We start from the raw sequence: 19,645 nt of genomic DNA on the forward strand, positions 1-19,645 counted from the left end.
CATGCCGCTGTCGGTCGGCTCTCTTAGCAAGACGAAGGGCGGTGTCACGGACCCGGGGCGCGTCTCCCCGCGTGAAGAGACAAGCTTCGTGGAGGCCGCCTGGCTTTATTACCATGACGGGCTGAACCAGAACGAGATCGCCGAGCGGATGCGGATCAGCCGTGCCTCGGTGGTGAACTACCTCAACGAGGCGCGCGCCCGCGATTGGGTGCGGGTTCATCTGGACAGCGATGTGTTCCGGGGGCACCGCCTTGCCGCAGAGCTTTGCGCGGTCTACGGCCTGACCGAGGCGCTGGTAGTGCCGGACGATCCGGCGGACAGTCAGGCGAGTATCGGACGCGTGACACGGGCCGCCGCCGACTGGCTGCCCCGCCTGCTCGAACCCGGTGACCGGCTAGGCGTGTCCTGGGGGGCGACCGTGTACCAGATGGCGCAGCAGATGCCCTACACGCCGGTGCCTGACCTGACGGTGATCCAGCTTCTGGGATCGCGCCCTGCCGCCCCCGGTTTCGAGGCTGAGGCCTGCACGTCCATGCTGGCGCATCGCCTGGGTGGGCAGTGCATCAACCTGCATGTGCCGCTGGTCCTGTCCAGCAAGGCCCTGCGCGATGCGCTCTGCGCCGAACCCGTCGTGTATGACCAGCTCGAGGCGCTGGCGACCTGCAACAAGACGGTTCTGGCCTGCGGCACTTGCGACACCGACGCCCACGTGGTGCGCAGCGGCATCCTGACCGCCGAGGGCATCGCAGCCTACCGGGACAAGGGCGCGGCGGGGGTGATCTGCGGCAGGCTGATCGACGCCGAGGGGCGTCCCGTCATGGCCGATGTCGAAGAGCGGATGATCGGCGTGTCGCTCGACCGGATGCGCGGCAAGGAGATGGCGCTGCTGGTCGCGGCGGGCCCGGGCCGCGCCGCGCCGGCCAAGGCGGCGATCAAGGGCGGGTTCGTCACCCATATCGCCACCAGCACACGGGTTGCCGAAGAGCTTTTGGAGATGGCCACATGAGACCAGCCCCGCCGCTGCCCGACACGACCGAGACCCGGGCGGCGCTGATCGACGCCTGTTTGTGGATGAACGAGCGGCATCTGAACCAGGGCACGTCGGGCAACATCTCGGCCCGGACTGCTGGTGGTATCCTGATCACCCCGTCCGGCGTGCCTTACGAAGACCTGACGCCCGACGCGCTGGTGACTATCCCGATTTCGGGGCTGCCTTCGGGCGATGGCCCAAAACCTTCCTCGGAATGGCTGTTCCATCAGGGAATGCACCAGGCCCGTCCCGACATGCCGGTGGTCCTGCATGCGCATCCGCCCTATTGCAGCGTCCTTGCGGTGCAGCGCCGGCCGATCCCGGCCTGTCACTACATGGTCGCGGCCTTTGGCGGCACCGATGTGCCTCTGGCCGATTACGCGCTCTTCGGGAGCCCCGAGCTTTGTGCCAACATGGCCCGGATCATGGCGGACCGGCATGGCTGCCTGATGGCCAATCACGGGGCCACGGTGCTGGGTGAAACCGTGGCCAAGGCGCGCTGGCGGCTGGAAGAGCTGGAAACGCTGGCGCGGACCTACCTGTTCAGCAGCATTGGGGGACAGCCGCAGATCCTGTCCGATGCGGAAATCGCCGACGTGCTCGTGGCCTTCGCCGAGTACGGGCCGCGTCATTCGAAAAATCAGAACGAAGAGGGGAAGATGTGATGAAATATCGAACGCTGGGGCGGACGGGGCTGAAAATCTCGGTCATCACGATGGGTACTTTCACCTTCGGCGGTCGCGGTGCCTTCGGCCGGACGGCAAGCCAGGACGTGTCCGACGCGCGGCGGCTGGTTGACACCTGCATCGACCACGGCGTCAACATGTTCGACACCGCCAACATGTATTCCACCGGGCTGTCGGAAGAAATTTTGGGCGAGGTGCTGGAAGGCCGATACGACGATATCCTCGTCACCTCCAAGGCGCGGATGCCCATCGGCGACGGACCCAACGACGAGGGCGTGTCGCGCTGGCACCTGATCCGCGAATGCGAACGGTCGCTGAAGCGGCTGCGTACCGATCACATCGACCTTTACTACATGCACGAATGGGACGGGTTGACCCCGGTCGAGGAAAAGATGGCGGCGCTCGATACGCTGATCCAGCAGGGCAAGGTGCGCTATGTCGGCTGTTCCAACTATTCGGGTTGGCAGGTGATGAAATCGCTGGCCGCCGCGCCAAGCCATGCAAGCCGCTTCGTGTCTCAGCAGATCCATTACACGCTCGAGGCGCGGGAAGCGGAATACGAATTGTTGCCGCTGTCGGTGGACCAGGGGCTCGGCGTGCAGGTCTGGTCGCCCCTGGCCGCCGGATTGCTGTCGGGCAAGCACCGGCGGGGGCAGGGACCTGCCGAAGGCTCACGTCAGGCCGAGGGGTGGAACGAACCCCCGATCCGCGACATGGACCGGCTTTGGAACATCGTCGATGTGTTGGTCGAGATCGGTGAGGCGCACGGGGTCGAGGCGGCGCAGGTGGCGCTGGCCTGGCTGTTGACCCGACCGGCGGTGGCGTCGCTCGTGGTGGGCGGTCGGACCGCGGATCAGTTCGTGCGCAATTTCCGCGCCGTCGAGCTGGTGCTGTCCGAGGATGACCTCAAGCGCCTGAACGATGTCAGCCGCCTGCCGCTGATCTACCCGTACTGGCACCAGCACAACTTCGCCCGCCCGCGCTTTGGCACAGCCGACCAGGCGCTTCATGCGGACTATCCCGACAGGCACTACGGCGGAGAGGATTCGCTGGTCTAGCGCCCCACCGCCGCCCTGACCACGGATTGCATCGCGAGCATTCCGGGATCGTCCATGCCGATGCTCTTGTCGCCGAAGATGCGGGCACGGCCCACGGTGGCGGGTTTGTCGCGGAACGCGTCCAGCGCGCGGTCGACGGCGTCGGCGGCGGCGCTGGCCTTGTCATCGGCATCGGCGGTGGCGCGCGCCATGTAGTCGAGGCTGTCGAGCACGGTCTTGCCACCAAGTTCTGCCTTGCCGCGCTCTTGCATCTTGTCGCGTGCGCCCGCGATCAGGGCGGGGATGTCCGCGTCCTCGATCTGGGTCTGGCCGCGCAGCGTCTTGGCGGCGCTCATCAACCCGGTGGCCATGAGCGTGCCATAGGACGACCCCGAGGATTTGGTGAAAGCCTGTGCGCATTGAAACAGCGCCATGCCGATATCGTCGGGCAGGTCGTCCTTCATCGCCACGATGGCGCGCATTCCCCGTGTCATGGTGACACCGAGATCGCCGTCGCCCAACGCCCCATCGGCGGCGTTGAGCCGGTCGAAATCGCGCTCCATCGCCGCCGCGATCCGGTCGATGGCGGCAAGGAGCGTGTCGCGGGTGACCGTCATCCAACCCTCCAGAACGCGCAATCGCAGGGCGCGGTGAGCAGGTTTTCCATCTCGTCGTCGAGCTTGCACAAGGTAAAGGACACCCCCGCCATTTCCATCGACGTGGCGTAGCGGCCCACCAACGGCATGACGATGGCGGCACCTGCGTCTTCGAGCCGGGATTTTACCATCCGGTAAAGAATGTAGAGTTCCTCGGGCGGGGTCGCGCCCAGCGAGTTCACCATGACCGACACGCGGTCGCCCGACGCAAGGGGCATGTCGGCAAGCAGCCGGTCCATCATCTCGTTGGCGATCTGGTCCGCCGTTTGCAGCTTGCCGCGCCAGACGCCCGGTTCGCCGTGGATGCCCATGCCCATCTCCATCTCGTCCTCGGCGATCTCGAAGGTGGGTTTGCCCGCCTGCGGCACGGTGCAGGGCGACAGCGCCGCGCCGATGGAGCGGCAGGCATCGGCGGCCTTCTGCGCCACGGCGGTCACGGCATCAAGGTCGCGGCCTTCTTCGGCGGCGGCGCCTGCGATCTTGAACGCGTAGACCATGCCCGCGACGCCCCGGCGCTTCTGGTGCTCTTCGGGTGGGGCAGAGGCCACGTCATCGGCCAAGAGGACGGTGGTGCAGGTGATGTCCTCGAATTCCACCAGTTCGCCGGCCATGTCGAAATTCATCACGTCGCCGCCGTAATTGCCGTAGAGACGCAGCACGCCCGCGCCGCTGTCGGCGGCGCGGATCGCATCGGCCATCTGTTCGGCCGAGGGCGAGGCGAAGACGTCGCCGATGGCGCAGGCATCCAGCAGCCCGGTGCCGACATAGCCGGTGAACACGGGCAGGTGGCCCGATCCGCCGCCGGTGACGATGCCGACCTTGCCCGTCTTGCCGGGCGTCGCGCGCGCCACGACCTTGCCGCTGTCGCCATGCAGGCGGTAATATTCGGGATGCGCGGCGACAAGGCCCGCCAGCATCTCGTCGACATAATGTTCCGGGTTGTTGAGTATCTTCTTCATCGTGTCCTCCTCGCGGTCAGGATGGGTGGTCATGTCTTGGGTCTGAAGCTGCCGCGCAGGGCGGTGACGGCGTGGGTGTTGATGACCATGACCAGGATCAGCAGCGCCCCCCAGATCAGTTCGCGCGCGAAGTTCGACACCTGAAGCATGTTCAGGCCGCTCGACAGGAATTGCATCGACAACACCGCCAGAACGACGCCGATCACCCGGCCATAGCCGCCATAGGGGTTCACCCCGCCCAGCACCGCGATGAGCACGGCCAGAAGCAGGTAGGACGATCCGTAATCGGCCTTGGCGGAATTGGCGCGGCTCATGACGATGAGGCCCGCTATGGACGAGAACAGCCCCGCGATCACGTAGACCTTGAGCAACATGCGATTGATGTCGATGGCGGCATAAAGCGCGGCCAGGGGGTTCGCGCCGTACATCGTCACCCGCAGCCCGAAGGCGGTGCGGGTCAGGATCAGGTGCAGGACGACCGCCAGAACCGCAAACAGGATCAGCGGCACCGGGATACCGAAAAGGGTCGCGTTGCCGATCAGCGCGACGGTGGACGGAAAGCCCATGACTGCGCTGCCGCCGGTCATGGCGATGGCGAAGCCGGTGAACACCAATCCCGACCCGAGGGTGGCAAGGATGGGCGGCAGGCCGAAGAACGCGACCAGCGCACCGTTCACCAGACCGGCGGTCGCCCCGATGCAGAGCGCGGCGGCAATCGCGATGGCCAGCCAGATCGCCGATTGCGAGGCAGGCATGTCGGCGTTGGAATACTGGGTCAGGATGATCGCCGCCACGACCGCCGACAGGTTCGCGACCCCGACCACCGACAGGTCGATCCCGCCGGTCATCATGGCGATGGTCATGGCCAGCGCCAGGATGGCGAATTCCGGGAACTGGAACGCCATCGAGGTCAGGTTCTGCGTCGACAGGAACCGTTCGGGCGACAGCACCGCCATGAGGCCGAAGACGAAGACGGCGATGACCAGAAGCCGAAATTCCGGTGCGGTGGTGACGTCTCTGGTGGATATGCGTGTGGTCATGCTGCCCTCATCCTGCCCGTGCTGCGGCCCGCTTGGCGCGGTAGGCGGGAACGCCGGTGCCCAAGAGGATCAGGATCCCGATGGTGACCGATTGCCATGTGGTCGGGATGCCGACGACGATCAGGCTGTTCTGCACGATCACGATCAACGCGACGCCCAGCATCGTCCCCGTCAGCGTGCCGTAGCCTCCGATCAGACGCGCGCCGCCAAGCACGACCGCCGCGATCACCGACAGCTCCAGCCCGACGAGCGAGAACGGATCGGCCATACGCCCGACCGAGCCGTGGATGATCCCCGCAAGACCGGCAAGCGCGCCGACATAGACATAGACGAAGAATTGCGTCCATTTCACGTTGATCCCGATGCGCCGCGCGCTTTCGACCGATCCGCCGATGGCATAGATCGACCGGCCCAGCATGGTCTTCTTGAGCATCACCCAGGTGAGCACGATGACGCCCAGGAGCGCCAGCGCGGCCCAGGGGATCGAATAGAAATTCCCCGCCTCGGTGGTGCCGCGCGCCAGCACCCCGCGCGAGAAGTCGCGCATCGACGGTGGCAGGTCCGAGATGCGCTGCGATCCGATGAAGGTCAGAAGGAAGCCGCGAAAGATCGACAGCGTGCCAAGGGTGACGATCAGCGTCGGCAGGCCCAGGAAGGCGATGAAGAACCCGTTGAACGCCCCCAGCAAGGCTCCGAACCCGACCGAGACCGCGAAGATCAGGGGCCAGGGCGCGTCGGGCCAGATGGCGAGGAACAGCACCGTCGACGAATACATCGCGAAGACCGCGATGGCGGTGAAGCTCACGTCGATGCCGCCCGACACCAGAACGAGCATCGCGCCCACGGCGAGGATGCCGATCACGATGGCCGCGCGCAGCAGGTCCGACACGGTCGTGATCGTGAAGAAGCGCGGGTCCGAAATGGTCGCGATGACGCAGAACAAGACGATTACGCCGGCGACCAGCGTTTCGTTGCGTGTCCAGAAATCCTTGGGAAGCCAATTGGTCATGAGGCCAGCCTGTGGGCAAGATCGTCTTCGGTCAACGACTTGCCGTCCAGCGCGTCGATGATGCGGCCCTCGCGCATCACGAGGATGCGGTGGCAGGTCGATAGAAGTTCCGGCAGATCGTCCGAGATCACGATGATCCCGATGCCCTGCCGCGCCAGATCGCGGATGATGTCGTGAATGTCGGCCTTCGATCCCACATCGACACCGACGCTTGGCCCGTTCAGGAGCAGCACGCGCGGCGCACGCGACAGCCAGCGGGCAAGGGCCACGCGTTGCTGGTTGCCGCCCGAGAGCGATTGCACCGGGGCGTTGACGTCGGGTGTCTTGACCTTGAGCCTGCGCAACCAGTCGGCGGCCTCGTCGGCGAGGCGGGTCATGTCAAGAAACCCGCCGCTTGAATGCGCATCGAGCCGACCGACGGCGACGTTGCGCAGAATCGACTGGCTGAGGAACAGACCTTCGGTCAGGCGGTCTTCGGGCACGTAGCCGATCCGCGCCAGGGATGCCGCCTGCGGATCGCCCAGGGGAACGGGCCGGCCCGCGACAGTGATGCTCCCCGCATCTGGAGAGACCAGCCCGAACAACGCCTTGGCAACCGAGGTGCGGCCACAGCCCAGAAGCCCGGTGATCCCCAGCACTTCGCCCGCCATGAGATCGAACGAGATATCGGCAAAGGATCCGGCCTTGGTCAGGCCCTTGACCTGCATCAGCGTTTCCGCACCGGGCGTCACATCGCTTGGCGGCACCTCTGGCACGTCGCGGCCCGTCATGTGGTAGGTGAGCGACTGGGTGTCGAACTCCGACGCGGGGCCTTCGGCGACCTTCTTGCCGTTGCGCAGGACGACGACCTTTTCGGACACGGCCAGCACCTCGCCCAACTTGTGACTGACGAAGATCACCGCCACGCCTTCGTCCTTGAGCATCCGAATGATGCCCTGAAGGCGGCGCACCTCTTTTTCCGTCAGCGCGGTGGTCGGTTCGTCCATGATGATGAGCTGCGCCCTGGAGGCCAGCGCACGGCAGATCGCGACCAGTTGTTTCTGCGCGACGGGCAGCGTTTCCACCCGCGCGTCAAGGTCGATCCGAACCCCGATCCGATCCAGCGCGGCACTGGCGATGTCGCGCACGGCCTTGGCCTTGAAGAACCTCTGATGGGTCGAAAGCTGGGTGGCGAAGGCGATGTTTTCGGCCACGCTCAGGTTCGGAAAGAGCGAGAAATCCTGGAAGATCACCATGACCCCCGCCGCCGCCGAAATGCGCGGGTTCAGATAGGGGCGGTCCTGTCCGGCAATGCGGATGGTGCCTGCCGTCGCAGGTTCGACGCCCGAGATGATCTTGATGAGGGTCGACTTGCCCGATCCGTTCTCGCCCGCAAGGCACACCGCCTCTCCGGGCTGAACGGTGAAATCGACGGAATCGAGCGCCGTCACCCCTGCGTACCGCTTGGTGATGGCGCGCAGGTCGACGAACGCGGTGTCATGGTCTGGGGACATGAACAACCAACTTGAAGTGAGAGTATTCAGGGCGTGGGGACGGCCCGCAGGCCGCCCCCGGATGTGACAGGATCAGAACGGGTATTCGCCCATGTTGTCCTTGTTCACGTTGACCCAGGCCTGGCCGTAGATGACCTTGCCGTCGAGCGACACGCTCTCGTAGCCCGGCAGGCCGAGGTCCATGCCGTCGGTCACTTCCTCGCCGTTCATGACCATCACGGCAAGCTTGTTCATGGCTTCGCCCGCAACCGCCGGATCCCAGAAGCCGATGCCATCGACGGCACCGGTTTCGAGGTACTGACCGGCGATGGAGGGCAGGGAGGTGCCGAAGACGCAGGTGGCGTCTTCCATGCCGCGTTCTTCGATGGCGCGCCCGATGCCCGCCACGTCGGTCGAGGCCGATCCCTGCATCCCCTTGATGTCGGGGAAGGCGCGCAGGACTTCCTGGGCCTTGGAATAGGCCTGTTCGGCGTCATCGAAGGTTTCGTTCTTGTCGCCGACCAGCGTCATGTTGGGATAGTTGGCTTTCTGGTGCGCGATCGCGCCATCGACCCACTGGTTGTGCGTCTGCGAGGTGAGCGAGCCGACGAAAACCGCGTATTCCCCTTCGCCGCCCATGCAGGTGGCAAGCTGCTCCATCAGGTTGGCGCCGAAATCCTCGTTCACGAAGGCTTCGAGATCGTAGACGGTGTTCTGCTGTGCCGCGGCTTCGTGCGTGATGACGGTGATTCCGGCTTCCATCGCGCGACCCAACACGGGTTCCAGCGCCTCGGGCGACATGGGAACGACGGCGAGCGCATCGACGCCCTGCGCGATCATGTCCTCGATCAGCGCGACCTGCTGCTGCGGGTCCGCCTGAGCAGGTCCGACCTGGAATGCGTTCATGCCGGTTTCCTCGGCGAACTTGTTCACGCCCTCTTCCATGCGGTTGAACCACTGGATACCCGCGATCTTCACCACGGTGGCGATGTTCTTGGAATGGCTTTCGGCTGCGACCTGGGTGCCAAGAAAGGCCGTCGAAGCAATGGCGACGCGGGCCAGCAGTGTAAATCTTGTCTTCATGTCTTCCTCCCTAAGCCCGCATTTGCGGGTCGTTTTCCGGCGCCGTTCCGTTTCTCGGCGATCCGACAGAGCAACGTTGCCGCGGACAACCGGTTAGCGGTTTCGACCATGCGTGCAGCGTTCTTTCAACACATGTGCATTGACTGCACGTTTGTGACTATATAAGCACGATAGCCGTGGTCAAGCCATTTTGTCGCAGTAAATCCAGGGGTCGCGGGCGCGCCATGTCGATGCAGAAACGCCAGGCTGATGATGATATCGCGCAGGCCGCGTGGCTTTACTACGTTGGCAATCTGAGCCAGCAGGAGGTCAGCAAGCGGCTGGGCGTCTCGCGGTTCAAGGTGCTTCGCATGCTGGCCGACGCGCGCGAGCAGGGATTGGTGCGAATCACGGTCGAACACCGGACTTCGCGCAGCCTCGCGCTGGCGGATCAGCTGGTCGAGGCGTTCGGTCTCCAGGAGGTGCAGGTGGCCCCGGTCAGGGCGTCGTCGCAGGATGACGAGCTGGCGCGCGATGCGGTGGCGATTCTGGCCAGCGGATATCTCGCCCGCATCGCGGGGTCGGACAGCCGGGCAACGGTGGGTCTTGGATGGGGGCGGACCCTGTCCAGCATGGCGGACAACCTAACTGGTGTGCGCAACAATGGGTTGACCTTTGTGTCGCTGATGGGATCGGTGACCTATGCGTCGCATACCGCGCCGGGCGATGTCTGCGTCAGGCTGGCCGCCCAGACTGGCGGACGCGCGATCCTTATGCCCGCACCATTCGTCACCGACAGCAAGGCGGCCTGCGACGGGATTATGTCGCAACGTCTTGTCCGTGAGGCATTGGACGTCGCGCGCCGCGCCGATCATGCCTTGATGAGCGTCGGAGAATGCCAGGACGGAGCAATTTTGTTCGACAGCGGCATCTTTAGCGACGCACAGATCCGGGAACTGCGCGAGGCGGATGTCGTTGGGGACTGCTGCGGGGTCTTCTACAAGGCGGATGGATCGGTCGCTGATATCGAACTGAACCGCTGCACCCCCTGCGTTCAGCCGAACGACATGGCGTCGATGGATACGGTTCTTCTTGCGGGTGGGGTTGGCAAGCTGGCGGCGACATTGGCGGTGCTGCGCGCGGGGTTCGTGAAAAAACTGCTGGTGGACGAGGGGCTTGCAACAGCTCTCGTCGCGGCGCGAAACAAAGAGAGGGCGTGATGCAAGGCTTCGGTGTGCATACGAGCATGTGGACGATGTCGTGGGATCGCAACGGCTGCGACAAGGCGGTGGCCAAGGCAACGTCTTACGGGATGGATTTCCTGGAAATCGCGCTCCTAGACCCGCACGGCGTGGATGCTCGCCACAGCCGTCAGGTACTCGAGGCCGCCGAGATGCGCGCGGTCTGTTCCTTGGGCTTGCCGCAAGCGGTATGGGCCTCGCAAAACCCTGACGGGGCGGTAAAATTCCTGACCCTAGCGCTGGATCAATGCGCAGCGATGGGGGCGGAGGCGCTCTCAGGTGTGGTCTATGGCGGCATCGGCGAACGGACCGGCCAGCCTGCGACTCAAGCCGAACTCGACAATGTTGCCGGCGCGCTGACCCGCGCTGCGCGCCATGCCAAATCGCTGGGGTTGCAGTTCGGGATCGAACCCGTGAACCGCTACGAGACCCATCTGCTCAATACCGGGTGGCAGGCGGTCGAGATGATCGAATGGATCGGCGCGGACAACATGTTCGTTCACCTTGACACCTATCACATGAATATCGAGGAAAAGGGTATCGCGCAGGGCATCATCGACGCCCGCGATCACCTTCGCTACATCCATCTGTCCGAATCCGACCGCGGCACACCCGGTGCGGGCACCATCGCCTGGGACGAAATATTCGGTGCCCTGAGGGCCATTGGTTTCAGGGGAGGGCTGGCGATGGAGAGCTTCATCAACATGCCGCCCGAAATCGCCAACGGCCTGTCGGTCTGGCGGCCGGTGGCTTCGGGCGAGGCCGAGGTGATGGAGAACGGATTGCCCTTTCTGCGAAACAAGGCCCGGCAATACGGACTGATCTGACCGGTTTCAGAGGAACACCAATGAAAAACACAACGCTGCCAGAGCTTTACAAGGACATGCGCCGCGTGCGGACCTTCGAGGAGCGCGTCGGAGAGCTGTTTGTGCGCGGCCAATCGGCGGGCTCCATGCTGCACCTGTCGATTGGCGAGGAAAGCGCGGCAGTGGGTGTCTGTGCCCAGATGCGCGACGGCGACACCTTCACGACGCATCACCGGGGGCACGGCATCTTTCTGGCGCGCGGGGCCGATCCGAACCGGATGATGGCCGAGATCGCGGGCAAGGAAAGCGGCTATTGCGCGGGCAAGGGCGGCTCCATGCACATTGCCGATATGGGGCTGGGACATCTGGGGGCCAATGCCATCGTGGGCGGCGGCATCCCGGCGGTGGTCGGTGCGGGGCTGTCGGCGCGGCACCGGAACTCCGGCGCCATCTCGGTCGCGTTTTTCGGCGACGGTGCCACGGGGCAGGGCATCCTGTACGAAAGCATGAACATGGCCGCGCTCTGGAAGTTGCCCGTGATGTTCGTCTGCATCAACAACCAGTACGGCATGGGCACCCGCATCGACCAGGCGACGGCGAACCCCAACCTGCATGAACGCGCCCTGGCCTTCGGTCTGGCGGCCCGGACCGTGGACGGGCTTGAGGTCGAGGACGTGGCCGAGGCCGCAGCCGGACTGATCGACGGTGCGCGGGCGGGCAAGCCTGCCTTCCTCGCGGTGGATTGCTACCGCTTCTTCGGGCACGCCCGCAAGGACAAGTCGCCCTACCGCGACGAGGCGGAGGAGGCGGAAGGCCGCAAGAAGGATCCGGTGCTGCGCGCGCGCGACAAGCTGATTTCGACCGGCTTGATGTCCGAGGCCGATCTTGATGCGCTGGATGCGCGTGTGGCCGAGGAAATGGATGCCTCCATCGACTTTGCCGTGGCCGGGAAGGAACCGCAGATGCAGTCGATGTTCCGCGATGTCTATGATCCGTCGCAGCCCGAACCGGAGCCGGTGCGCACCCGGCTCGACCGCATTCTGGCGCAGGGGTAGGCACGATGGCCGTTCAGGAAACAACCTATCGCGACGCGCTTCGTCTGGCGCTGTCCGAGGCGATGACTGCCGACGACAGCGTGATCGTCATGGGCGAAGAAGTGGGCCGCTATGGCGGGGCCTACGGGGTCACCAGAGATCTGATCAAGGAATTCGGCGAAGAACGCGTGATCGACACGCCGATTTCGGAAGCCGCCATCGTGGGCGCGGCGGTCGGGGCTGCAATGACCGGCCTGCGCCCGGTGGCCGAGCTGATGTATGTCGATTTCATCGGCATGACGATGGACCAGCTTGCCAACCAGGCCGCCAAGATCCGGTATATGTTCGGCGGGCAGATCGGCGTGCCGATGGTCTTGCGCACCCAAGGCGGTACCGGGCGGTCGGCAGGCGCGCAGCACAGCCAGAGCCTTGAGGGATATGTGATGCACACGCCAGGCCTGCGGCTTGCCATGCCCGCAACGGTAGAAGACGCCTATCACCTTCTGCGGCAATCGCTGCGGCAGCCCGACCCGGTCTTGTTCATCGAACACAAGGGGCTGTACACGATGAAGAGCACCCTTGATCCCGATGCCGAACCCGCACCCTGGGGCAAGGCGAAGGTACTGCGCGACGGCGCCGATCTGGTGATCGTGACCTATTCCCGGCAGGTGCATCATGCGCTGGCGGCGGCAGAGACGCTGGCATCGGAGGGCATCCATGCGTCGGTGGTCGATCTGCGCACGCTCAACCCGCTTGATTTCGACACGATCCGCCCGCTTGTCGAAACTGCGGGGCGCGCGATGGTCGTCTCCGAAGCGGTGATGACCTGCGGCGTCGCGGCCGAGCTTTCGGCGCGCATCACCGAGGAATGCTTCGACTTCCTTGAAGACCCGGTGGTGCGGGTGGCGGGCGAGGACATCCCGATCTCGGTTTCGCCGCTGCTTGAGCAGAACTCGGTCCCGACACCCGACCTGATCGTCGAGACCGCGCGAAAGATGTTCGCATGAGCACGCCCACCCGATTGACCCTGCCGATGCCGCGCTTGGGCGAGACGATGGAAGAGGGCACCATCGCCGAATGGCTGGTCCGGCCCGGCGAGCCGTTCCAACGCGGCGATCCCTTGCTCGAGGTCGAGACCGACAAGACGATGGTGGAATACCCGGCGCTTGGCGATGGAACGATTCTCGAAACTCTCGTGGCCGCCGGGGATGTGGTAGAGGTCGGCACGCCGATCGCGGTGATCGAAACCGCCGACGTCTGGGACGGGATTGACGGGGAGGACGACAAGAGGCCGGATCCCGAACCAGCCGCCGCGCCGCACTCTGATGCCGCGGCGCCATCTCCGACGCCCGACACTCCCCGCCTTCGCGCCACGCCCTTGGCGCGGCGCATCGCGAAGCATAACGGGATCGCGCTTGACGACATCGTGGGCACGGGACGGCGTGGGAGAATCGAGGCCCGGGACGTGCAAGCCCTGACATCGACCGCGCCTGCGGCTCCCGCCGTGATCAAGAAGGCGCCGGACCTGACCGCGCCGGTTCTCTGCGTTCACGGCTTTGCCGGGCTCGGTTCGAACTGGGCTGCGCTGCGGGCCATCCTGAACCGGGCGGGTCTAAGGTCTGACGCGCCCGATCTGCCCGGACATGGGCGCAACTCCGAAAAGGCGGCAGACATCGGATCGCTCGTCGATTGGCTGGACCGGCGCCTCGCGGACCAGTCCGCGCCGGTGCACCTTGTCGGCCATTCGCTTGGCGCGCATGTGGCGGCGCAGGCGGCGCTGCGGGATGCGTCGCGGGTGGCCCGCCTGACGCTGATCGCGCCCGCCGGATGCGGGATCGAGATCAACGGCGCATTCCTGTCCGGCATGGCCTCGGCCCCCGGTGTCGGGGAATTGTCGCACCTGATGCGGCTTCTGGGTCCCAGGGCCGCGCAGATGGACACCTCGGCTCTGACCGCGATGGCGCAAGAGCTGTCCGGGATGCGGTTGACCGCCCTAGCGCAGGCGGCAGCCCGGGGGGATGTGCAGCGGATGGACACGATCGGCCCGCTTCGGGCGCTTGCGGGTCGGGTGCCGGTGCGTGCGATCTTCGGTCTGGGCGACCGCATCATCCCCCGCGATCACGCCTTCCACTTGCCGCCCGCCGTGGCCTGCCACATGGTAGAGACCGGGCACATGCCGCATTGGGACGCAACAGAGGAGGTGGCGTCCATCATCGCCGCACCGTGACACGACGCTGACCGAGGGAGGATGGGAGTTTGGCGTATTTTCTTGCAGCCGATGGCGGAACCGAAAGCCTGCGGGTGCGCATCTACGATGTGACCGGCACCTGCGTCGCCTCTCATGCCGAACCCTACGAAACCACCTTTTCGCCGGGCGCGCGCGCCGAACAGAACCCCGAGGACTGGTGGACCAGCCTGTGCAAGGCCACGCGGGCTTCCCTGGCCAAAGCGGGGCTTTCGGGCGACCGGATCGAGGCGATGGCCTATGCCACGACCAGCTGCACGGTGGTCGCGCTCGACAAGGCGGGCAAGCCCTTGCGGCCCGCGTTGCTGTGGATGGACGTTCGCGCCGACAAGGAAGCCGAGGCTGTCCTGGCCACTGGCGATGCGCGTCTGCGACTGAACTCGGACGGGGCGGGGCCGGTTTCGGCGGAATGGATGATCCCCAAGGCGCTTTGGATCAAGCGCAATGAGCCACAGGTCTTTGAGGCCGCCGCGACGATCTGCGAATACCAGGATTACCTGACGCTGCGCCTGACCGGCGAACGCTGTGCGTCGCTCAACAATGTCGGCTTGCGCTGGCACTATGCGAACCGTGATGGCGGCTGGGCGAAAAGCCTTGTGGCCTCCCTTGGCATGGCCGATCTCGTCGAGAAATGGCCGTCGCGCGTCGCCGCCCCCGGCGAGGTCGTCGGCCCCCTGACATCCGACGCCGCCGAGGCGTTGGGCCTGACTACCCGGACCAAGCTGGTTCAGGGCGGGGCGGACGCGTTGATCGGGATGATCGGTCTGGGCGTGTCGCAGCCGGGGCAGCTTTGCCTGATCACCGGGTCGTCGCATCTTCAGTTCGGTGTGACGGAACAGCCGTTTCACGCACCAGGCATGTGGGGGGCCTATGCCGATATCGTCTACCCGGACCGCTATATCATCGAAGGCGGTCAAACATCGACCGGGTCGATCATCAACTGGTTACGCCGTTTCGTCGGCGGAGACCTGGATTTCGACGAAATGAACCGTAAGGCCGCGTCGCTGCCGCCGGGGGCCGAAGGTCTGATCGTGCAGGACCATTTTCAGGGCAACCGCACCCCCTATACCGACGCTCAGTCGCGCGGCGCGATCACCGGGCTGACGCTCGCGCACGAGCCGCATCACGTGTTCCGCGCGATCATGGAAGGTATTTCGATGGGCACTCGTGCCATCCTCGACGCTTTTTCCAAAGGTGGGTATGCGGGCACTGAGATGGTGGCGGGGGGCGGGGCGACGAACTCTGATCTCTTTATGCAGATCCACGCTGACACCGCAGGCATCCCGGTGCGTATCCCTGCATCGACCGATGGCCCAACCCTCGGTTCAGCAATTCTCGCCGCTCATGGTGCAGGGCATTTCGCGAGTATCGACGAAGGGATTGCCGCGATGGTAAGACCGGGACGGGTGATCGAGCCAAACCCGAAGGCTGTTATCGCATACGAAGAAATCTACGCACGCTACCTTGCGATTTATCCAGCCCTCAGAGACGCGCTTGTGCAATCACGGTGAAGCGCCGATTCCGGTGTGTCCTTTTATTCCAATCGGCTCCGGATTTCTATCAGCTTGCCCTAACAAACCTCTGCGGGCTTGTGATACCAGAGATAATTGCGCGGCGTTAATTGAGGCGTGTGCAAATCGACCTCAAGCATCGATTTGTCAGCGCCGTCGGTTCGGTTGAGCGAGGCAGGTACTTCCGCAGCCTGTTGTTCGTATTCTCGACGGTGCCTTTCTGGTAAGGTGCTTGCGGATCGCAGAACCACGCGTCCGCGCCGATCCCGGCCTTGAGAAGCCCCCAGGCCGAGAACTCGGTGCCTCTGCCGAACGTGATCGACTGGCGCGCCTCGGCGGGCGGGGGAGCCAGCCCTAAATCACCGCCTCCATAACAGGCTTGGATTGGCGATCCTCGTTTCGCGTGACAACGGCAAAGCGGCTGACGCCCCCGGGCCTGGGTGTGTGAGACTCTTGCCGTCAAGGATATGCGTGCGTTGCTCGCGACGATAACCCCGCGGCCGACGGCGGCGACGATGCTCCGGCAGATGACGATAGAATTGTTCATCACGACCATCTTTGGAATAGGCGAAACGATAGATCGTCTCGTGGCTCACGCGGATCGGGTGACGCTCGTGGACTTGCCCGGCAAAAGTGGAGAGCGTTTAGCTCACTTTCCGTGCCTTTCGCTCAAAGGCGATGGGGCTCTGGAAGCCGAGCGATGAATGCCGCCTGACGGGATTATAGAACCCGTCGATGTATCTGGCGACGGCGTTTTCAGCCTGGGCGCGTGTCTGCCATGCGACCGGCCAGATCAGCTCCGACTTGATGGTCTTGAAGAATGTTTCGACCATCGCGTTGTCGTAGCAGTTCCCGCGCCCGCTCATCGAGATCAGTATGCCGCGTTTCCGGAGCAGCGCCTGATAGTCCATCGAGCAGTATTGCGACCCGCGATCGGAATGATGGACCAGCCCTGGCGCAGGATTGCGAGCGACCAGAGCACGGCGCAGGGCGTCGACGGCGAGGTCGCGCTTCAGGCGGTCACTCGCGGCCCAGCCAACGACGCGCCGCGAGAAGAGGTCGAGAACGATGGCGAGGTAGAGCCAGCCCTCTGCCGTCCAGATGTAGGAGATGTCCGCCCCCCATTTCCTGTCTGGGCCGTCCGCCGTGAAGTCCTGCGCCACCAGATTGGGGGCGACAGGCCAGGCATGTTCGCTGTCCGTCGTGCGCTTGAAGCGCCGCTTCTGCCGCGCGATCAACTGGTTCTCTCGCATCAGGCGCGCCGTGCGATGCCGCCCGATCTCATGGCCTTCATCGACGAGATCGTGGTGCATGCGCGGGCTACCGTAGGTGCCGTTCGACAGCGCGAAGGCCGTCCGGATATGCGCCAGAGAGACCATGTCCTGCTGCTGACGGCGACAGGCCGGTCGTTTCTGCCAGGCGAAAAACCCGCTCTGGCTGACCCCGAGGGCGCGACACATCCGACTGATCGGGAAGCTGGCCTTCTCCGCTTTGATGAAGCCGAAGGTCATCGACTTCCCTCTTTCGCGAAGAAGGCCGTGGCTTTTTTTAAGATGTCGCGCTCCTGCTTCAGGACCGCATTCTCACGCCGCAGTCGCTTCAGCTCAGCATGGAGATCGACCGGTGCTTCACTCGGCTCACTGACATCACGCTCCTGGCTCAGCCATCGTGTCAGCGTCGATAACCCGATGCCCAGATCCTCAGCGATCTCCCGCCGCGTCCTGCCGCTCGTCAATGCCAGTCGCACCGCTTCACGCCGAAATTCCGGCGTCGGCCTGTTTCCGTTTCCCATAGAACACCTCCTAGTTCCTCAGTTGGTGCTCTCCACTTTTGCCGGGCAAGTCCATCGAGCCGCATTCGACCTGCGATCTGCTCTGGCGACCAGCCAACCTTGAGCCGATCTTCGATAGCCTCTTTGAGTTCAGGGTGAACGATCATCTTGCGTTGAACGGCGCGGCGCTCCTCGTATTTGTCCTGAGCGACAAGCGCGTGATAGCCGTTCAACTCAGGCAGCTCTTCGTCAGTGTATCGGTTCCGCTTGATATCGCGGTAGATCGTGGAAGGGTCGCGACCCAGTTTATCCGCGATCTCAGAAACCGGCATTTTGGCTCCAAGCCACTTTGCAAGCTTGCGTCTTTCGTCCAGCTTCAGGTGACAGTGGCGGTTTCCCATTCGTTATACTCCATGCAACTCTCTGTATTCGTACAGAAATTGCACTTCGTTTGTGAATCCACGTTCTGGTACGGCGCTTGCGGGTCGCAGAACCACGCATCCGCGCCGATCCCGGCCTTCAGATGCTTCCAGCCCGAGAACTCGGTGCCGCGGTCAAATGTGATCGACTGGCGTGCATCAGCGGGCAGGGGAGCCAGGCCTTGGATCAGCGCTTCCATGATCGGTTTAGATTGACGATCTTCGTTGCGCATCACGACGGCATAGCGGCTGACACGTTCGACCAGGGACGTCACGTTCACCTTGCCATGCTCTTTGCGAAACATCATCAGATCGCATTCCCAATGACCACACTCGGAGCGATCTGCCACATGCTCAGGCCTGTGAGACAGGCTTTGGGCGTCGAAGATGTGAGTTCGGTTATGCCGCCGGTGCCCGCGCGGCCTGCGGCGTCGGCGGTGCTCCGGCAGATGGCGATAGAACTGTTCCTCGCGACCGTCTTTGGAATAGGCGAAGCGGTAGATGGTCTCGTGGCTCACGCGGATCGGGTGGCGCTCCAACCGCATCCGCCCTGCGATCTGTTCCGGCGACCAGCCAGCTTTTAAACGGTCTTCAATGGCAGCCTTCAGTTCGGGATGCACGATCATCTTGCGATGGATCGCGCGACGTTGCTCGTACTTGGCTTGCGCCGTCATGCAGTAGTAGCCGTTCAGCTCCGGCAGTTCCTTGTCCTCATAGGTATTCCGCTTCAGCTCGCGATAGATCGTCGATGGCGCGCGACCCAACCGATCCGCAATCTCTGGAACCGGCATTTTTGCTTCTCGCCACTTGTCGATCTTACGGCGTTCTTCCAAACTCAGGTGAGGGTAGCTGCGTCCCATTCATAAGCCTCCGTGCAACGTTCTGTTTTGATACAGAATTTGCACTTCGGATGTGAATCCACCGCTACAGGCCTGTGGCACGTGTAATAAAGGTTATGTTATATTCAGAAAGAAACTGACCCGACTACAGTTCCAAAAAATGCTGTCAGACCTGCCGCCTTGCATCGTTGCCATGGAAGCGTGCAGCTCCGCCCATCACTGGGGGCGCTTGGCCCGCGCTACCGGTCATGACGTTCGGTTGATCCCACCGCTGTACGTCAAACCATTTGTAAAGCGACACAAGAACGATGCCATTGATGCATAGGCGATTGCCGAAGCGGCCTCTCGGCCGTCGATCCGAACGGTTGCTGTGAAGGACGAAGACCAGCAAGCTCAGGCGGTGCTCTTTCGCACGCGCGAGCTTTTCGTGCGGCAACGCACTCAATTGATCAATGCGGTACGGGTACATCTAGCAGAATACGGGATCATCTTGCCCCAGCAGCGGCGCAACGGGCACGCCTTCGCATTACGGTGCCGGACTGAATTGGACGCTGCACCATTGGACGTCGCAAACATCGTGCATGCGTATCTGCGCTAGATCGAGAGCGTCGATACTGAGGTCGCCGCTCTCGATGTGAAGATTGAGAAAGGCGCGCTGCGAAACGACCGCGCATGGTGGTGGCCGTTGCCCTGGCCAATCGGATGGCACGACGGCTTTGGGCAATGCTTACCAAAGAGTGCGACTACGACAGTAAGCCTCCGGCGGCGGCCGTCTGATTTCGGGATCGATCCGATGGTAAGTCCGACCTTATGTCCGACTTTATCAAC

16 protein-coding genes and 4 pseudogenes are annotated in these 19,645 nt (G+C 63.8%); 10 read left to right on the forward strand and 10 right to left on the reverse strand.

Annotated elements, in window-relative coordinates; genetic code table 11:
• Nucleotide 1: 1 nt before the first annotated feature.
• Genes Q1B16_RS20410 through Q1B16_RS20420 form a run of 3 tightly spaced genes read left to right on the forward strand, consistent with a single transcriptional unit; the run spans nt 2 to nt 2,774 of the window.
• Complete coding sequence (locus Q1B16_RS20410; protein WP_299793666.1) at nt 2-1,006, forward strand: sugar-binding transcriptional regulator; 1,005 nt, start codon at nt 2-4, stop codon at nt 1,004-1,006.
• A complete protein-coding gene (locus Q1B16_RS20415) occupies nt 1,003-1,695 on the forward strand; it encodes a class II aldolase/adducin family protein (protein WP_299793669.1) in 693 nt (230 codons plus the stop codon). Before Q1B16_RS20410 ends, Q1B16_RS20415 begins: the two co-directional genes overlap by 4 nt.
• Nucleotides 1,695-2,774, forward strand: a complete 1,080-nt coding sequence (locus Q1B16_RS20420; protein WP_299793672.1) for an aldo/keto reductase — start codon at nt 1,695-1,697, stop codon at nt 2,772-2,774. Before Q1B16_RS20415 ends, Q1B16_RS20420 begins: the two co-directional genes overlap by 1 nt.
• Here the strand turns inward: Q1B16_RS20420 and Q1B16_RS20425 are convergent.
• The 6 genes from Q1B16_RS20425 to Q1B16_RS20450 form a co-directional block, all read right to left on the reverse strand.
• On the reverse strand, nt 2,771-3,370 hold the full coding sequence (locus Q1B16_RS20425) for a dihydroxyacetone kinase subunit L (RefSeq protein ID WP_299793675.1): 600 nt from the start codon (nt 3,368-3,370) through the stop codon (nt 2,771-2,773). The genes Q1B16_RS20420 and Q1B16_RS20425 overlap by 4 nt on opposite strands.
• Nucleotides 3,367-4,368: a dihydroxyacetone kinase subunit DhaK gene (locus Q1B16_RS20430; RefSeq protein ID WP_366140177.1), complete on the reverse strand. Its 1,002-nt coding sequence runs from the start codon at nt 4,366-4,368 to the stop codon at nt 3,367-3,369. The genes Q1B16_RS20425 and Q1B16_RS20430 overlap by 4 nt, the downstream gene beginning before the upstream one ends.
• 29 nt (nt 4,369-4,397) lie before the next feature.
• The gene (locus Q1B16_RS20435; protein ID WP_299793681.1) at nt 4,398-5,408 is read right to left on the reverse strand and encodes an ABC transporter permease; all 1,011 of its coding nucleotides are present in this window, start codon (nt 5,406-5,408) and stop codon (nt 4,398-4,400) included.
• A 7-nt stretch (nt 5,409-5,415) separates the two neighbouring features.
• Nucleotides 5,416-6,417, reverse strand: coding sequence for an ABC transporter permease (locus tag Q1B16_RS20440; RefSeq protein ID WP_299793684.1), 1,002 nt, complete (start codon nt 6,415-6,417; stop codon nt 5,416-5,418).
• Entirely contained in the window at nt 6,414-7,910 is a 1,497-nt protein-coding gene (locus Q1B16_RS20445; RefSeq protein ID WP_299793687.1) for a sugar ABC transporter ATP-binding protein, read from the reverse strand. The genes Q1B16_RS20440 and Q1B16_RS20445 overlap by 4 nt, the downstream gene beginning before the upstream one ends.
• A gap of 72 nt (nt 7,911-7,982) precedes the next feature.
• A complete protein-coding gene (locus Q1B16_RS20450; RefSeq protein WP_299793690.1) occupies nt 7,983-8,972 on the reverse strand; it encodes an autoinducer 2 ABC transporter substrate-binding protein in 990 nt (329 codons plus the stop codon).
• Nucleotides 8,973-9,196: 224 nt separating this feature from the next.
• Here Q1B16_RS20450 and Q1B16_RS20455 point away from each other — a divergent pair, with 224 nt between their 5' ends.
• Genes Q1B16_RS20455 through Q1B16_RS20480 form a run of 6 tightly spaced genes read left to right on the forward strand, consistent with a single transcriptional unit; the run spans nt 9,197 to nt 15,788 of the window.
• A complete protein-coding gene (locus Q1B16_RS20455) occupies nt 9,197-10,171 on the forward strand; it encodes a sugar-binding domain-containing protein (protein WP_299793693.1) in 975 nt (324 codons plus the stop codon).
• Entirely contained in the window at nt 10,171-11,019 is an 849-nt protein-coding gene (locus Q1B16_RS20460; protein WP_299793696.1) for a sugar phosphate isomerase/epimerase, read from the forward strand. The genes Q1B16_RS20455 and Q1B16_RS20460 overlap by 1 nt, the downstream gene beginning before the upstream one ends.
• 20 nt (nt 11,020-11,039) lie before the next feature.
• Nucleotides 11,040-12,053: a thiamine pyrophosphate-dependent dehydrogenase E1 component subunit alpha gene (locus Q1B16_RS20465; RefSeq protein ID WP_299793699.1), complete on the forward strand. Its 1,014-nt coding sequence runs from the start codon at nt 11,040-11,042 to the stop codon at nt 12,051-12,053.
• A gap of 5 nt (nt 12,054-12,058) precedes the next feature.
• Nucleotides 12,059-13,039, forward strand: a complete 981-nt coding sequence (locus Q1B16_RS20470) for an alpha-ketoacid dehydrogenase subunit beta (protein ID WP_299793702.1) — start codon at nt 12,059-12,061, stop codon at nt 13,037-13,039.
• Entirely contained in the window at nt 13,036-14,259 is a 1,224-nt protein-coding gene (locus tag Q1B16_RS20475; protein ID WP_299793705.1) for an acetoin dehydrogenase dihydrolipoyllysine-residue acetyltransferase subunit, read from the forward strand. Before Q1B16_RS20470 ends, Q1B16_RS20475 begins: the two co-directional genes overlap by 4 nt.
• A 29-nt stretch (nt 14,260-14,288) precedes the next feature.
• Nucleotides 14,289-15,788, forward strand: a complete 1,500-nt coding sequence (locus Q1B16_RS20480; RefSeq protein WP_299793708.1) for an FGGY-family carbohydrate kinase — start codon at nt 14,289-14,291, stop codon at nt 15,786-15,788.
• 59 nt (nt 15,789-15,847) lie between these two features.
• On the opposite strand, the pseudogene Q1B16_RS20485 reads toward Q1B16_RS20480, so the two are convergent.
• The 4 genes and pseudogenes from Q1B16_RS20485 to Q1B16_RS20500 form a co-directional block, all read right to left on the reverse strand.
• Nucleotides 15,848-16,417: pseudogene (locus Q1B16_RS20485) on the reverse strand (IS30 family transposase); the annotation flags it as partial.
• A 15-nt stretch (nt 16,418-16,432) separates the two neighbouring features.
• Nucleotides 16,433-17,580, reverse strand: a protein-coding gene (locus Q1B16_RS20490; protein WP_299793711.1) for an IS3 family transposase whose coding sequence is annotated in 2 segments (ribosomal slippage) — nt 16,433-17,305 and nt 17,308-17,580 — 1,146 coding nt in all. Because the reading frame shifts where the segments join, the coding sequence is not laid out codon by codon here.
• Nucleotides 17,581-17,633: 53 nt separating this feature from the next.
• Nucleotides 17,634-17,960 (reverse strand): annotated as a pseudogene (locus Q1B16_RS20495) (helix-turn-helix domain-containing protein); the annotation flags it as partial.
• A 65-nt stretch (nt 17,961-18,025) separates the two neighbouring features.
• Nucleotides 18,026-18,838 (reverse strand): annotated as a pseudogene (locus tag Q1B16_RS20500) (IS30 family transposase); the annotation flags it as partial.
• A gap of 91 nt (nt 18,839-18,929) precedes the next feature.
• Between Q1B16_RS20500 and Q1B16_RS20505 the strand changes: the two are divergent.
• Nucleotides 18,930-19,316 (forward strand): annotated as a pseudogene (locus Q1B16_RS20505) (transposase); the annotation flags it as partial.
• Nucleotides 19,317-19,645 lie beyond the last annotated feature (329 nt).

It is taken from the genome of uncultured Marivita sp., from assembly GCF_947488135.1.
Classification (GTDB): Bacteria; Pseudomonadota; Alphaproteobacteria; order Rhodobacterales; family Rhodobacteraceae; genus Marivita.

Bases quoted from the DNA above. Each gene is read 5' to 3' on its own strand.
- Q1B16_RS20410 (WP_299793666.1), top strand. From the start codon at position 2: ATGCCGCTGTCGGTCGGCTCTCTTAGCAAGACGAAGGGCGGTGTCACG.
- Q1B16_RS20415 (WP_299793669.1), top strand. From the start codon at position 1,003: ATGAGACCAGCCCCGCCGCTGCCCGACACGACCGAGACCCGGGCGGCG.
- Q1B16_RS20420 (WP_299793672.1), top strand. From the start codon at position 1,695: ATGAAATATCGAACGCTGGGGCGGACGGGGCTGAAAATCTCGGTCATC.
- Q1B16_RS20425 (WP_299793675.1), bottom strand. From the start codon at position 3,370: ATGACGGTCACCCGCGACACGCTCCTTGCCGCCATCGACCGGATCGCG.
- Q1B16_RS20430 (WP_366140177.1), bottom strand. From the start codon at position 4,368: ATGAAGAAGATACTCAACAACCCGGAACATTATGTCGACGAGATGCTG.
- Q1B16_RS20435 (WP_299793681.1), bottom strand. From the start codon at position 5,408: ATGACCACACGCATATCCACCAGAGACGTCACCACCGCACCGGAATTT.
- Q1B16_RS20440 (WP_299793684.1), bottom strand. From the start codon at position 6,417: ATGACCAATTGGCTTCCCAAGGATTTCTGGACACGCAACGAAACGCTG.
- Q1B16_RS20445 (WP_299793687.1), bottom strand. From the start codon at position 7,910: ATGTCCCCAGACCATGACACCGCGTTCGTCGACCTGCGCGCCATCACC.
- Q1B16_RS20450 (WP_299793690.1), bottom strand. From the start codon at position 8,972: ATGAAGACAAGATTTACACTGCTGGCCCGCGTCGCCATTGCTTCGACG.
- Q1B16_RS20455 (WP_299793693.1), top strand. From the start codon at position 9,197: ATGTCGATGCAGAAACGCCAGGCTGATGATGATATCGCGCAGGCCGCG.
- Q1B16_RS20460 (WP_299793696.1), top strand. From the start codon at position 10,171: ATGCAAGGCTTCGGTGTGCATACGAGCATGTGGACGATGTCGTGGGAT.
- Q1B16_RS20465 (WP_299793699.1), top strand. From the start codon at position 11,040: ATGAAAAACACAACGCTGCCAGAGCTTTACAAGGACATGCGCCGCGTG.
- Q1B16_RS20470 (WP_299793702.1), top strand. From the start codon at position 12,059: ATGGCCGTTCAGGAAACAACCTATCGCGACGCGCTTCGTCTGGCGCTG.
- Q1B16_RS20475 (WP_299793705.1), top strand. From the start codon at position 13,036: ATGAGCACGCCCACCCGATTGACCCTGCCGATGCCGCGCTTGGGCGAG.